Below are 14,001 nucleotides of genomic sequence, written 5' to 3'. Positions count from 1 at the left end.
TTTATTAGAAAAAATCGATATATTTTTTGAGACGGCTTCTATACTATAAGGGCCCTTAACTTAAATGTTATCCTTTCGAAAATATAAAAGATTAAGACCATCCTAATATGTTAGGGATAATATAGAAGGTACATGCATCAGGATTGGCCATTTGTCCTTGATTCTTGAAATGCGGACATTACCGCCCGTTAATGTGGGATATACCAATTAAAAATATACATGGATTAACTAATCTATTAGCCTATTCAACAAGATTTTAACCAACATATCTTATTACTGTAGAGTTTGAAAAAAGCTCAATACACAAAGGAGATGTTAATGTATGTCAAAGAAGTGTCATAAACATAATGAGCCATGTGAAATAACGCCAATGCAACAGATTCCGCTCCATGATAAAAATATCGATCTTAAGAAGACTGAAAACCCGTGCCCTATATTTAAAGTGCCAGTTGTACTTGCAGAAACGAAGCTTCAAATTGTAGTAGAGGCAGATATCGACCTTGATCCAAAAGCAACAGAGATTAAACGTGTAACAAAGAATGTCTTTTTAACGCAAGTAAAACTTATCCCTGTGGAATTTGAAAAAGCTTCTGATGAACATTGTCACCACATTCCAGGCTTTTTTAAAGTAAAGAAAGCAAAACTATTTGTAGCAGGACATATTCGAAAAAATATCGAATATTCTTCTAGTGATTGTCAAGGTACCCTCCACGATCGAATTGTAACTATACCGTTTAGTGGGTTCGCTGAGCTTAAACATGGTGACTTCTTAATCTCCCCTATCATTGGTGTATCTGATAGTGGCAAATCGTATTTCTTAAATGACAATAATGGTGAAGTGCCTCGATTAGACAAAAACTTCTTCCAAAATCTTGTGAGATACAATGAGCAACCATATGGTGAATTAATAGGTGCTAATTTCTTTGAACTTGATTTCTCACCAAAAACTGTAAAACCAGAGGGTGAATTTGGCGTATTACGTGAAAAAATCGTAATGGATCTCTTTTTAAAAGTATTACAAGTTCAACAATTCCAGGTGCATGCGCATAGGGTATTACCAGTGCTTGATGAAGGTACACTTGGATAATATTTTAAAGGTATAATATGTACACTACACTTTCATAACACATCTTATGAGCATATGCTGCAGAAATAATGTAACACTCCATTACCATCATCACACGGTTTTATTAGCATTTGAAGTAAATAATATTTCGAAAAGGCGACTGTTCCCTCTAAAGGAGCAGTCGCCTTTTTACTTTCAAGTACTATAGTGCCTAACCCGTTAATAAATTCAATTTTTCTCTATTTTCCATTACATTTATAGACATTCGTACAGCACCCCTTATAGAAAATACATAGAATACTAATGTATGAGGATTGCAAATGCAAACGAAATGATAAAACCTTTTCCAAAGAATAGATGAAGTAATGAATCAAGTCTATAGACGCTAAATTTGTCCAAATAAATTATTCACAAAAATCACTCTAAAAAAACTTAAATTCCACAGCCCATCGATGTTAGTAAAATTTGTTATTGCAATCCCATACACAAGGAAAATATCCCCCACAACATGTGTTACTTCTTATACTGAAGTAGCACATTCTCAATTAAATAATGATCATTTCTAAAGTTTAGAATAAATGAAATTAGAAGCTTTAAAATAACAAATCCTCATCTAGAGTTCCTTTGAATCTATCCAAAGTTGAATTCTAAATGAGGATTATTAATATTTGCTATGTTAAGCCAAAAAACTACTATTAAATTTTACCTTATTAACAAGTATGCTCATGCAATGGTGCAAGATCAATTTCAAATCCCAAATCTTCAAGCATTTTCTTATCTTCTTCACCTGGTTGACCATCTGTTGTTAGGTAGTCACCTAGGAAAATAGAGTTTGCTGAATACAAGCTAAACGGTTGTAGTGAACCTAAGTTTACTTCACGGCCACCAGATACACGTATTTCCTTCGTTGGATTGATGAAACGGAATAATGCCAACACCTTTAGACAGTATCTTGGATTCAGTTCATGCGTACCCTCTAATGGTGTACCATCAATCGCATTTAAGAAGTTTACTGGAATCGAATCTGCATCTAATGCATGTAGGCTACGTGCCATATCAATAACATCTTGTTTTGTTTCCTTCATACCGACGATTACGCCTGAGCATGGTGAGATTCCCGCTTCTTTTGCACGTTCAACTGTTTGTACACGATCATCATACGTATGTGATGTCGTAATGTTTGCGTGATTTCTAGCTGATGTGTTGATATTGTGATTGTAACGATCTACTCCCGCTTCTTTTAGACGCTCGGCTTGCTCAGGTTTTAAAATACCTAAACATGCACAAATCGTCATATCTTGATGCTTTTCTTTAATCGCTTTTACAGAATCAACAACGATATCAATTTCACGGTTCACAGGACCTCTACCACTAGCAACTATGCAATATGTACCAACATTTAATGCCGCTGCACGATCTGCACCTGCCATAATTTCTGCTTGTTTCATCATTGGATATTTTTCGACGGGTGCATTTGAGACGATTGATTGTGAACAGTATCCGCAGTTTTCAGGACATAATCCTGATTTCGTATTGATGATCATATTTAGTTTTACTTTGTTACCAAAATAATGGTGACGAATTTGGTAGGATGCATCCAGTACTTTCAATAGATCAACATCCGGGCTCTCTAAAATAGATAATGCTTCCTCATCGTTGATTTTATATCCATCAATTACTTGCTGAGCTAATTTTACGTAATCCATATTAATGACCTACCTTTACGATTTTTTGTAATCTAAATCCAAAAATTCCTGCAAATACGGCTAAAATAATATCCTTTGGCATTGGAGGAATCATCCATAACCAAGCCATTTTATAAGTAAATCCTTCTGGAGCTGCTGCCCAAAGTTTATAAGCAAAATACATCCAGTTTGTACCAAGTAAATAGTTAATAGCTATACCTACAAGCGCTGCTGCAATATACATTTTTTTCGTACGACGATATTCCACCATTTTCCCTACAACATAAGCAGCTAATATGAAAGTTATGATAAAGCCAAATGTTGGACTTAAAATAGAAGAAAAACCACCACTAAACTGGGCAAATACAGGTGCTCCAGCTAAACCAACAAGCGTATAAACTGATATGGAAATGGCGCCTAGACGGCTACCTAAAACAAGACCAGCTAAAATGGCAAATAACGGTTGTAGCGTAATTGGAACCCCACCAACTACTAAAAACGGTGCGAAAGATGTAATATTCGCTCCGATCATCATTAATGTTGCAAACATACCACAGTAAACAATCTCTAATGTAGTAAGTTTAGCTTTTGTTCCTGAAATATTAGAAGTCATTCATTCCCCGCCCTTTTGCGTTAACTCATTTTAAATATAGGTTAACACATATAAAGGAAAATGGAACTAAAAATTTTTAAAAAGTTAGAAAAAAAAACAGATAAAGCTAATAAAATTAGCTTTATCCGTCTTATGAAGAAATCAATGAATAATCTATGTTAGATAATTTATTTCACTGTAAATTTCACTGCGATTGAATTTTTAACAGCTTTCCCGTTCGATGTTTTCAACCCTTTTTGGTCAATCAAAATAACATAATTACCTGCAGCAAGAGCTTTCTTAGATGCTATTTTAATTGTTTTGCCATTCTTACTCTTCGATAATGTAAAAGTAGATAAATTTTTACCTGAATAATTCACATAAACATGGCTCGATTTTAATGTTGATGGCTTAATAGCTGTTTTAAAGGTAATGGTTGTATATTTTTTCTTTTTCATATTTGATAGATTTGTTGCTTTTACTTGAGTTGACTTTGATGTAGTCGAAATTGTAGTTAAATTTAGCTTTTCACGATATTTTTTAATTGCCTTTTTTTGTAATGTCGTTAAATCATTGTACACTGTATAAACTGGCAAAAACTCGGATTTGAGATTTAGTTTCTTGCCCTTATTAATATTCTTAACAACATTATCAATCTTCGTTTTATTATGACTTACATAGATTTCGGATGCTGAATCCTTTGCTGTTGTAAACTGAATCGTTTTGCCTGCAGATTCTTTACCGAGTGTGCTAATCGTGATTATTTTTGCTCGATAGGTTGTGCCTTGCTTCAAATCTTTTAATACATAGTTCGTATCTGTTGTTGTGATTGCTTTCTTCCCAGTTACTTCTATTCGATATTTTTCTACAGGAACAATGGCGTTTTGTGCCATCTCATAGTGCAAGGTAGCTGATGATTTTTTAATTTGTAACGCAGAAAATTTGCTAACATTACTTGGATTCGCTATAGCTGTATTTATTAAGCCATATCCGTATAAAGGATCTCTTCCTACGTCACCTAAATCGATCGTGTAATTTCGAAGTACACCGCGTAATTCACTAGGCGTATAGGTTGGATATTGTTGTTTTAGTAATGCAATCATCCCTGTGATATGTGGAGCTGACATGGAAGTGCCGGTCATTTGTACGTAGTTTTCAGTTGGGCTTAATGTAAAAATCCCAACACCAGGTGCAGTATATTCAACCTGGCTACCTGTGTTTGATTTCTTCCATAGCCTTTTATAATTGTCAATAGATGATACAGCAATTACCTCGCTGTACTTTGCTGGATAATCAACAGCATTCGTATTACCTTCATTTCCAGCTGCTGCAACCATTGTAATGCCGGCTAGATGTGCTTGTTTTATGGCTTGATATAGAATAGGATCATCTTGTTCTGTACCAAATGACATGTTGATAATATCTATATTATTTTCGATTGCCCATTCAACGGCTTTTAGAACCGTTTCCATTTCAGCGCCAGTAGGATCAAAAACTTTAACACTATACAGATCAACATCTGGTGCTACGCCGACTAAATTTCCATCTGCTAATTGTCTTCCCACTTGACCTGCTATAATACCTGCAACAGCAGTTCCATGTCCATCTGTATCTAATGGGGAGCGATCATCTTCAGGAGTCTCTGGGTTATCTTCTACAAAGGAATACTTTTTGACATTAGCTAACGTAGGAATATTAGCTACACCTGTATCAAATACTGCTACTTTAACACCTTGTCCTGTTAAATTTTGATTCCATGCATTTTGAACACCCATCATTCTCATATTGGCCAATGGGATAATCCCTTTTAAGGAAGTACCTTTTGTTTCTAAAGTTGCCGTATTTTTCTCAATCACTTGAATATCATGTGATTGTTTTAAGAGTGCTAAATGCTCAGCACTAAAATCCCCTTGCACAATATTCAATAAGTCAAAATTATTTTCAATTGATGATGCTAATTTCATTATTTGCTCTTTACCTGATGTATTACTATATACAACCATTACATCCTTATATTCAGGTTCTTTAGCTGATACATTTTGAGAATTATAGGATACTATGCAAAATGCTATAGCAAACAGCATCCACCATTTCATATTTCGTAGCATAACTTCACCTATCTCTATTCAATTATTATCATATGTATATTTCCAATATCTTTAAGGACTCTTTTCGACAATTTTATAGTAACATGGAGTTAGAGTATGGTTATCTTACAAGGCTATTAAGTTTCTGTAACAATTCACACATAAAATGATATTTATCTTTTATCTATTAAAGAAAATAGCAGAAAATTAATATTAAAGTAGAATACCATAGAGTTCATGTGCAATGTTATCTCCACTGTTCTATAATGTGATATATTGAGCTTCAATTGCGTAGTCAAAAAAGCTGAAGAATGTTAGCTCTATTCGAAATTTTTCCGATTTCAGCGCTAGAATCTGTAACTCTCGCTGAAAGTAGTTAAATACTTCTAATAATATTGAGTAGATGCCTATATTAAATAGGTGAAGAAGGGATTTCTATGTTTAGAAATAAAAAGATTAAAATTCGTGTTTCTGGATGGTCAGCTTTATTGATCCTTATTGCTATTTTAGGTATCTCACTTACTTTGGCCATTACAGTACCTTACTTTGGATTTTATGGTTTATATAATATATTAGCTAAATTCAACCTAGCTCATATTGATATTTTCGAAAAGTGGTACCAAGACCTTTTCTACTTTGGTTGGTTTATTATATTGATCTTTTCTATGATTATCTTACTTGATTTACTTTCCCTATTTGTTATTGCTAATTGCAATGTTAAATTGACAAAATCAGTAGATACTGTTGTTACAATTGCACAGTTTGCTATTAGTGTCGTACTCTTCAAAAAGTTCATTGTTGCAGGTTTTGATCGTATTGATGTAACATGGACTGGCTCTATTATTATTTTCTTATTACTTTATATTGTTGTAGCTGTTTTTAGTTTTGAAAAAACAAAGGATGCATAAAACTAAGGCGGAAATCATCTAGATAAAACTCTTTACTTGGTAATTACAACCATTGTTGTGTCAATATTATTACAACACTTGAACACCAATTAATAGTATGATAGAATCCTAAAGTTCGATGTTTTATTTCTAAATAAAAGTCGAACTTCGTGTGAGTATAAACCTAATTTTGGGTCTTTGGCGAAAAGCTGAAGACTCTTTTTTTTTGGAGAAATAAAAGAAAAAACCTTTGTTATAAAAACAAAGGTTTTTAAATATGGTATTAATGATTCATATATAGCTCGAATATTTCACCAAAATCCTTTTTAATATATTGTTCTTTGTTTTTCAACACCCACTCATTTGCAAAACGTGTAATTTGTTCAAAGGATTGTGCAGGTGTTACTTCTTTAGCCTCTACTTTGCCAATCGATTGTGCTGCATAGCTTAAACTATTTTGTGCTATTTCGAAGTTTTTCTTATTATAAAGCATCTCCATTGAAATAGTATGCAATGCCTTATAGAGGTCTTTAATTTCCGTATCGAATTTTTTATGAATATCTATTGACATCGGTATGTTATCAATTGTGAATTTAATTTCAATATCTAAATCAATTGTACCTGCTGTTTCTAACATAACATCAGATATTGTACTATGCTCGTATTCATATCGCTTCAATAGACGTTTTTTACTCATAGCTGAATCACCATCTACGTGGATTAATGCTTGATTTGTAAAGCAATATTCATCTGACTTTGTTTTAATCAAGAAATACACAAATTCCCCTGACTCATGCTTCACAAAATCATCAGATTCAGTTTTATCGAAATCCTCCTTTGGTACAACAATCCCAATATCCGATAATCCTAGTGCATCTGATGCTAGTTTTTTTAACATTTGATATTCCTCCTAATTTTCTTTGCCTCTATATACGTAAAACCTCAAAAAAAGATTCAAGGATACGATTTCTTTATTTTTTTCATTTCTAATTACGAATATTCACAGTCAAAGTTTTTTCACTGCACACAAGTGACAATATGATTGTGGATAAAGAGTGATTAACTCATTTTTAAGCACTTGTTATGAACAATATGTGCATAAGTTTTTTGTTCAATGTGTATAAAAAATTTTTTCATTTTATGTTATCCACAATAATATAAAAAAGTTATACACAGATAGTAAATCAATAACTTTTCTGCTCTAAAATTTCCACTTTATTTTATTAGTTAATTTCCAAATTTTTTATTCAAATAACAGAGTATTTATTCACTCAATAACCTCTAATAAACTATAACAACGAATAAATTGTTTTAAGATCACCTTGTGATATAAAACACATGTTTAATAGAATATTTACTTTAAAGTTTCATACTCTCGCAAAAACATAGAAAAACTATATAAATATCTTAATTTTTCAGCTTATCTATTTTTGTTATATTTTTCTTAAAAATAAAATATCAGAAACTTTTAAATATTTTTATATATTTTACTTGCACGGCAAATATACAATAAGATATGCTAATGAAAGCGCATTAATTGTAAAAAGTGGATTGGATTTTATAATGCTTTAATAAATTACCAACAAATTTCGGCATATTCCGTCTTTGTTTACTTAGGGGGCTTCACAATGATTGAGTTTAAAAATGTGAATAAGTATTATGGGGATTTCCAGGTTTTAAAAGATATTAATCTCACTATAAAAAAAGGTGAGGTTGTTGTCATCATTGGGCCATCAGGTTCTGGTAAAAGTACGCTTCTTCGTTGCATGAATCGTTTAGAAACCATCTCTAATGGGTCATTAACGATTAATGGTATCGAATTAAATAATAAAAAAACAGATATTAACAAACTTCGACGAAAAATCGGAATGGTATTTCAACACTTTTATCTTTATCCACATAAAACTGTATTGGAAAATATTATGTTAGCACCTGTGAAGGCACTTAGCCAAACAAAAGAAGAAGCAAAAAAGACAGCATTAGCCTATTTGGAGAAAGTAGGTATTCCAGATAAAGCAGATGCTTATCCATCCCAACTTTCTGGCGGGCAACAACAACGTGTTGCTATTGCAAGGGGACTAGCCATGCATCCTGAAATCATGCTTTTTGATGAACCAACATCAGCACTTGACCCTGAAATGATTGGGGAAGTATTAGATGTTATGAAACATTTAGCTAAAGAAGGTATGACGATGGTTGTTGTCACACACGAAATGGGATTTGCGAAGGAAGTGGCCGATCGAATTATTTTCGTCGACAAAGGCCAAATACTTGAGGATGCAGATCCGGCTGAGTTTTATAAAGAACCGAAGGAAGAACGTGCTAAGTTATTCCTAAGTCGGATTTTAAATCATTAATTGTAAAATAAGGGGGAAAAATTGATGTTCAAAAAGAAAAAGGGTTTATTTACAGTTTTACTTTTAGCAATGCTTTCTGTACTAATGCTAGCTGCTTGTGGATCGAAGGATGGATCTAATTCTTCAAGTGGTTCAAATTCAGGTAAAAATTCTCTAGAAGCGATTAAAGAGAAAGACAAAATTGTATTTGGGGTAAAAAATGATACTCGACTTTTCGGTCTAAAAGATCCTAAAACTGGCAATATTGAAGGTTTTGATATTGATATTGCAAAAGAAATCACAAAAATTATTTTAGGTGATGAATCAAAAGCTGAATTTAAAGAAGTAACTTCAAAAACTCGTATTCCTATGCTTCAAAAAGGTGATATTGATGCAATTGTTGCAACAATGACTATCACTGAGGAACGTAAAAAAGAAGTAGACTTCTCTGATGTATATTTCGAAGCTGGTCAAGCATTACTCGTAAAAAAAGGAAGCCCAATTAAAAGTATAGATAATATTAAAAAAGGCACAAAAGTACTTGCTGTAAAAGGCTCTACTTCTGCAATTAACATTCGTGAAAAAGCGCCAGATGCAACTGTTTTAGAATTTGAAAACTATGCGGAAGCATTTACTGCTTTGAAAGCAGGCCAAGGGGATACTTTAACAACAGATAATGCGATCCTTTACGGTATGGTTGACGAAGACCCTAGTTACCAGGTAGTAGGAGATATTTTCACAGATGAACCATACGGTATCGCTGCGAAAAAAGACAGCCCAGAATTAGTTAAAGCTATTAATGATGCATTAAAAGAAATGAAAGACAATGGAAAATACGATGAAATTTATAAAAAATGGATTAAAACAAGTAACTAATCATTTTTATTCATAAAGTTCTACTTGTTAAATGTATTTTTTACAGAATCATAATCTAACCATTTAGACTTTAACGGGCAGTCACCTATTCTAATGGATGAAATTAGATATTAGGTTATTACTGCCCGTTCTTTCTTGAAATTACTTTTTAGAATTTTAACCCACTCATTGTAAGGAGTGAATCAATGATGCTCGACTTTTCAATTTTGACTGAAAACTGGGATATGTACATAGAAGGCTTTTTAAATACCATTTACATAAGTTTATTTGGCCTTGTGGGAAGTTTTGTATTCGGAACGATCTTAGCTGTTTTTCGTATTGCACCATTAAAACTCTTAAATTGGATTGGAACGATCTATGTTGAGTTTTTCCGTAATATCCCATTATTGATTATTGCGTTTTTCTTGTTTACAGCTCTACCAACAATCGGAATACAATTAGATGGCTTTCAAGCCGGGACATTAGCACTCATTATTTATACATCTGCTTTCATCGCAGAAGCTGTTCGAGCTGGTATTTTATCTGTACCTAAAGGACAAACAGAGGCAGCTAGATCCTCAGGCTTAACTTATATTCAAACGATGCGCCTTGTCGTTTTACCACAAGCGATTAAAATTGTCATTCCTCCACTCGGTAACCAATTTATTAACCTTGTTAAAAACTCATCTATTTTAACTATTTTGGCTGCTGGGGATTTGATGTATCAAGCAGATTTAATCTCTACCCGAACTTTCGTTACTTTTGATGTTTATATCTTCGTTGCATTATTTTATTTAGTTATAACTATACCTCTTAGCACTGGCGTTAACTATTTAGAAAAACGCCTTGCAAAGAGTAATTAAAGGAGGGCGATTCTATGGATTTTGCTGGTGCTTATACTCCAGATAATCTAAAATTTCTGCTAGACGGGTTTCTTGTCACTTTAAAAATAGCTGTTATTTCAATTATCGCCAGTTTTATAATTGCGGCATTTGTTGGTGTTATTCGTTATACCAAACTACCCGTAGTTTCTCAAATACTTGCTATCATCGTTGAGGTTATACGAAACTTACCTTTACTCTTAATCATCTTCTTCACTTTCTTCGCATTGCCAGAAATAGGGATTGAGATGAGTATTGAAATGGCTGCTATTGTAGCATTGACAATATTCGAATCGGCTATGATTTCGGAAGTTATTCGTAGTGGTTTAAACTCAATTGATAAAGGACAAATTGAAGCAGGTCGTTCTTCAGGTTTAACTTATATTCAAACACTATGGCATATCATTTTGCCACAAGCCTTACGAAGAATGGTACCACCTATTGTCAGCCAATTTATTTCTCTTTTAAAGGATACATCGCTTGCAGTCGTTATCGCCCTTCCAGAGTTAATGCACAATGCACAAGTGATTAATGCCCAAAATGTCAACTTTATCATTCCCATTTTCATATTAGCAGCCTTAATGTATTGGGTTGTCAATTATGCTCTATCCATTGTGGCAAGAAGATTAGAGTTAAAGGTATCTTAGTTTGAATCTTTAAAAATACAAATGGAGCTGTCCGAAAAAGTTAGATTATACTAACCATTCGAGCAGCTCCATTTTTTTATTTTCGCTAAACTTTGAGCAAAACAATAAATCTAGTTATTTCGTTTTATCAGCTAATTCTTTCAATGCTTCAGTCAGTTGATCATTTAATGTACCCAAAGCTTTTTTGTCTAAAGTAGGTGCTTCTGAACCTGCAATTGTTGGATCTAGGTATTTTTCAACTTTTCCATAAAGATCTTTATTATCTTTTTTCACTTCATCTTCAAAAACTTTCCATTGATCTTCTAATTTTGGTCCAACTTCTTTTACTTTTGCTTGATCGCCGCTATCAATTGCTTTTGATAATTGTTCAGTTGTATCAAGCATTTTATTAACTCCATCAGAAACTTCATTGCTCTTATTTGAACCACAACCAGCTAATACTAATGCACTTCCAAGACCGATTGATAAAATCATTGATGTTATTTTCTTCATGTATTTTCCTTCTTTCTTAATGAGTATTATTTATTGTAACTAGTTATTACTTTTAAACTTTTTCACTAGAATGATAGCAATAGCAACAATAACAAGAATTAATTGTGGGATGGCACTCTCCCATGAAGGGTATAGTGCAAAGAATTCAATGCTTGGAATACTTTCAACATTAGTTGTTGGAATTAATCCAGCTAATTGTAGGCTATGAATGCCCATTCCAGTAAACTTAATGCAAAGATAAAATACAATTAGGCTTGATACCATAAAGAATGGTCGAAGCGGCAACTTTAAGCCTACATATATCATTAAAAAGGCTATGATTCCTAGGATAGCTGCTCCTATTAGAAAACCAAATAGAAGTGATTGAAGCTTAATTTGGCTTGCCATTCCAATATAAAATAAGACAGTCTCTGTTCCTTCGCGGAATACTGCTAGAAATGCTAAAACGCCAAGTGAGACAAGCTTTCCGGTAGATAATGCTGCTTGACTTTTTTCACGAATATATCGATTCCAATCAGCAATATTTGATTGGCTATGAAGCCAATAGCTCATATACAATAACATGACCGCTGCAAATACTCCTGTCCAACCAGCAATAAGTGCATTATTATTACCAAATGCTCCGGAAGATATCACGAATTTGACTATTAGTGCAAGAATAATACTAACTCCAAATCCACTTAAAACTCCACTCCAAATCCATTTCTTTCCTCTTGTTTCGCCTGATTTCTTTACAAAAGACATCAAAGCAATTACGACAAGTAATGCTTCCAATCCTTCGCGAATAAGGATCATTGCAGCATCCCAATAGGTGTAACTAGATTTTTCGGCTAATGGTGTAAGATAATTGATCATACTTTCTATTGTTTCATTTGCTTGTTTATAATTTGGTGGATTAGCTGCCAATATTGCTTGTATTTTAACCAAATCTCGTTCGGTATCACTATATACAGATGCAGATTGTGCAACTACTACTCCCTCAACACTTAGCCAACTATCGCTCGCTTTCTTCATGTCCGCAAGAGCTTCCTTTTGATTTTGATTATTAATCTCCTTCTTTGTTTGTTGAAGTAGAATAATAAAATCATCTAAAGAAATGTCCTCTTTCTTAAAACTTTTCTCTTTTGGATATCCACCACTTGCAAATTTATCATTTACATTCTTTAAACCTTCTAAAGCCTGAACTACCTGATCTTGTTTTTTAAGAGTAAATGCATAGACTACTTGTCCCATATTTGATTCAATATCTTGATAAGCTTTTGCTGAATCATTTTTTATTCCAGTTTCAATTTCTCGCCAAGTTTTATCATATTCGTTATAGGTTTTCTCTGCTTCAGAGAGGTCCCCTTTTTTAGCCAATTCAAGAGCTTTATCAACAGATTTCTCAGCCTTTTTCATATCATCATTGGAATTTCCAGCAGCATACGCAGGATTATGTATTCCAACTCCAATGACTAATAAAAGGATAGATATAATAAATAGTAATTTTTTTCTCATAGGTTTCTCCCTCGAAGATTATAACAATCTCCAACTTAATTGATAATGAATTTCAATATCAAAATACATTATTATTTTAATCACATTGATGTGTACTGTCAATGAGTAATTTCTTGTATTTACATAAAGATTTAATCGAAAAAGTAAGCTATTTCTACCGGATGATTTCGACGCACTATTTTGTGTAGATTTATTAAAGTTTTATATAGAATAGAACGAAGCAATTTTTGTGAGAAAAACTGAGTTATAGGTACTTAACTTTAGAAAAGATTGTATACAAAGAAAAGACCTCTCGATTTTTACTGGAGAGGTCTTTCCTTTTATTTAATGTGTAACACGTTCAAAAAAGTCATTTAATCTTTGCAAATCTGAGATGTTTTTATTGCAATTTTTACTATCCGTACAAATGTAGTTACTGTATTTTGTAAACGTATCTGTAACTTGCCCTTTTACCTTTGTTGTGAACAGACTAACATCTGAATGGCGATTACAAACTGCACAAATCCCTTTAATTACTTTGGTATCGATGTTCCCTTTAATAGCTTTAAGCTTTCCTCGTTGTTCAAGCACTACATACTTACGATGTGTACTAACATCGTCCCAAGTTAAATAGCAGATATGTTGATAATCTATACTTTCTAGATTAGGTAATTTTAATTTCTTTTCTTTTTTGAAAAGACTTTTTAGATTATTTACTGTCACTTCTCTAAAAGGAATGACATAGGGTTTTAAGCTTTCTAAATATAATTCACCTTGAGTGTAATCCGTCATATTGTATAGCTGCTCAATTTTTATTAATTGATTAGGATCAAGCTCTAAATTTTTTGATAACTCTGTTTCAACAAGCCCTTTTACGGCAAGAATCACATTTTTATCCTTTGTTGTGTGATGAGCATTTATGATTTTATTCATTTGTTGTTCGATTAAATGATAGTTTGCTACCGATAAGAATGGTTGAATTGTTTGTTTTTCCATT

At 33.0% G+C, this 14,001-nt stretch carries 13 protein-coding genes; 6 read left to right on the top strand and 7 right to left on the bottom strand.

Features of this window, described 5'->3' with window-relative positions:
• The first annotated feature begins 322 nt into the window (after nucleotides 1–322).
• Nucleotides 323–1,087, top strand: a complete 765-nt coding sequence (locus tag ABE048_RS06385) for a CsxC family protein (protein WP_430309981.1) — start codon at nucleotides 323–325, stop codon at nucleotides 1,085–1,087.
• 689 nt (nucleotides 1,088–1,776) lie between these two features.
• Here ABE048_RS06385 and bioB read toward each other — a convergent pair.
• The 3 genes from bioB to ABE048_RS06370 form a co-directional block, all read right to left on the bottom strand.
• A complete protein-coding gene (gene bioB, locus ABE048_RS06380; protein WP_430309979.1) occupies nucleotides 1,777–2,772 on the bottom strand; it encodes a biotin synthase BioB in 996 nt (331 codons plus the stop codon).
• 1 nt (nucleotide 2,773) lies between these two features.
• Complete coding sequence (locus ABE048_RS06375; protein WP_430309977.1) at nucleotides 2,774–3,364, bottom strand: biotin transporter BioY; 591 nt, start codon at nucleotides 3,362–3,364, stop codon at nucleotides 2,774–2,776.
• Between the two features lie 167 nt (nucleotides 3,365–3,531).
• Nucleotides 3,532–5,451, bottom strand: a complete 1,920-nt coding sequence (locus tag ABE048_RS06370; protein ID WP_430309975.1) for a S8 family peptidase — start codon at nucleotides 5,449–5,451, stop codon at nucleotides 3,532–3,534.
• A gap of 416 nt (nucleotides 5,452–5,867) precedes the next feature.
• On the opposite strand from ABE048_RS06370, the gene ABE048_RS06365 reads away from it, so the two are divergent.
• On the top strand, nucleotides 5,868–6,338 hold the full coding sequence (locus ABE048_RS06365; RefSeq protein ID WP_430309973.1) for a hypothetical protein: 471 nt from the start codon (nucleotides 5,868–5,870) through the stop codon (nucleotides 6,336–6,338).
• Nucleotides 6,339–6,600: 262 nt separating this feature from the next.
• Here the strand turns inward: ABE048_RS06365 and ABE048_RS06360 are convergent, their stop codons facing one another.
• Nucleotides 6,601–7,215: a PH domain-containing protein gene (locus tag ABE048_RS06360; protein ID WP_430309971.1), complete on the bottom strand. Its 615-nt coding sequence runs from the start codon at nucleotides 7,213–7,215 to the stop codon at nucleotides 6,601–6,603.
• Between the two features lie 730 nt (nucleotides 7,216–7,945).
• Between ABE048_RS06360 and ABE048_RS06355 the strand changes: the two genes are divergently transcribed.
• The 4 genes from ABE048_RS06355 (at nucleotide 7,946) to ABE048_RS06340 (ending at nucleotide 11,036) form a co-directional block, all read left to right on the top strand.
• On the top strand, nucleotides 7,946–8,674 hold the full coding sequence (locus tag ABE048_RS06355; RefSeq protein WP_430309969.1) for an amino acid ABC transporter ATP-binding protein: 729 nt from the start codon (nucleotides 7,946–7,948) through the stop codon (nucleotides 8,672–8,674).
• A 69-nt stretch (nucleotides 8,675–8,743) separates the two neighbouring features.
• Entirely contained in the window at nucleotides 8,744–9,529 is a 786-nt protein-coding gene (locus ABE048_RS06350; RefSeq protein WP_430310041.1) for a transporter substrate-binding domain-containing protein, read from the top strand.
• 188 nt (nucleotides 9,530–9,717) lie between these two features.
• Complete coding sequence (locus ABE048_RS06345; RefSeq protein WP_430310039.1) at nucleotides 9,718–10,371, top strand: amino acid ABC transporter permease; 654 nt, start codon at nucleotides 9,718–9,720, stop codon at nucleotides 10,369–10,371.
• A 14-nt stretch (nucleotides 10,372–10,385) separates the two neighbouring features.
• Complete coding sequence (locus ABE048_RS06340; RefSeq protein ID WP_430309967.1) at nucleotides 10,386–11,036, top strand: amino acid ABC transporter permease; 651 nt, start codon at nucleotides 10,386–10,388, stop codon at nucleotides 11,034–11,036.
• A gap of 114 nt (nucleotides 11,037–11,150) precedes the next feature.
• On the opposite strand, the gene ABE048_RS06335 is transcribed toward ABE048_RS06340, so the two are convergent.
• The 3 genes from ABE048_RS06335 to ABE048_RS06325 all read right to left on the bottom strand — a co-directional run bounded on the left by ABE048_RS06335 (nucleotide 11,151) and on the right by ABE048_RS06325 (nucleotide 14,000).
• Nucleotides 11,151–11,528, bottom strand: a complete 378-nt coding sequence (locus ABE048_RS06335) for a hypothetical protein (protein WP_430309965.1) — start codon at nucleotides 11,526–11,528, stop codon at nucleotides 11,151–11,153.
• A 39-nt stretch (nucleotides 11,529–11,567) separates the two neighbouring features.
• Nucleotides 11,568–13,025: an FTR1 family iron permease gene (locus ABE048_RS06330; protein ID WP_430309963.1), complete on the bottom strand. Its 1,458-nt coding sequence runs from the start codon at nucleotides 13,023–13,025 to the stop codon at nucleotides 11,568–11,570.
• 324 nt (nucleotides 13,026–13,349) lie between these two features.
• Nucleotides 13,350–14,000: a FusB/FusC family EF-G-binding protein gene (locus tag ABE048_RS06325; RefSeq protein ID WP_430309961.1), complete on the bottom strand. Its 651-nt coding sequence runs from the start codon at nucleotides 13,998–14,000 to the stop codon at nucleotides 13,350–13,352.
• Nucleotide 14,001: the final 1 nt, after the last annotated feature.

The sequence above is a fragment of the Rummeliibacillus pycnus genome (assembly GCF_050459865.1).
Taxonomy (GTDB): Bacteria; Bacillota; Bacilli; order Bacillales_A; family Planococcaceae; genus Rummeliibacillus; species Rummeliibacillus pycnus_B.
This window is presented reverse-complemented; position numbering and strand designations above follow the sequence as displayed.

Coding starts and splice junctions, on each gene's coding strand:
- ABE048_RS06385 (WP_430309981.1), top strand. CDS start 323: ATGTCAAAGAAGTGTCATAAACATAATGAGCCATGTGAAATAACGCCA.
- bioB (WP_430309979.1), bottom strand. CDS start 2,772: ATGGATTACGTAAAATTAGCTCAGCAAGTAATTGATGGATATAAAATC.
- ABE048_RS06375 (WP_430309977.1), bottom strand. CDS start 3,364: ATGACTTCTAATATTTCAGGAACAAAAGCTAAACTTACTACATTAGAG.
- ABE048_RS06370 (WP_430309975.1), bottom strand. CDS start 5,451: ATGCTACGAAATATGAAATGGTGGATGCTGTTTGCTATAGCATTTTGC.
- ABE048_RS06365 (WP_430309973.1), top strand. CDS start 5,868: ATGTTTAGAAATAAAAAGATTAAAATTCGTGTTTCTGGATGGTCAGCT.
- ABE048_RS06360 (WP_430309971.1), bottom strand. CDS start 7,215: ATGTTAAAAAAACTAGCATCAGATGCACTAGGATTATCGGATATTGGG.
- ABE048_RS06355 (WP_430309969.1), top strand. CDS start 7,946: ATGATTGAGTTTAAAAATGTGAATAAGTATTATGGGGATTTCCAGGTT.
- ABE048_RS06350 (WP_430310041.1), top strand. CDS start 8,744: ATGCTTTCTGTACTAATGCTAGCTGCTTGTGGATCGAAGGATGGATCT.
- ABE048_RS06345 (WP_430310039.1), top strand. CDS start 9,718: ATGCTCGACTTTTCAATTTTGACTGAAAACTGGGATATGTACATAGAA.
- ABE048_RS06340 (WP_430309967.1), top strand. CDS start 10,386: ATGGATTTTGCTGGTGCTTATACTCCAGATAATCTAAAATTTCTGCTA.
- ABE048_RS06335 (WP_430309965.1), bottom strand. CDS start 11,528: ATGAAGAAAATAACATCAATGATTTTATCAATCGGTCTTGGAAGTGCA.
- ABE048_RS06330 (WP_430309963.1), bottom strand. CDS start 13,025: ATGAGAAAAAAATTACTATTTATTATATCTATCCTTTTATTAGTCATT.
- ABE048_RS06325 (WP_430309961.1), bottom strand. CDS start 14,000: ATGGAAAAACAAACAATTCAACCATTCTTATCGGTAGCAAACTATCAT.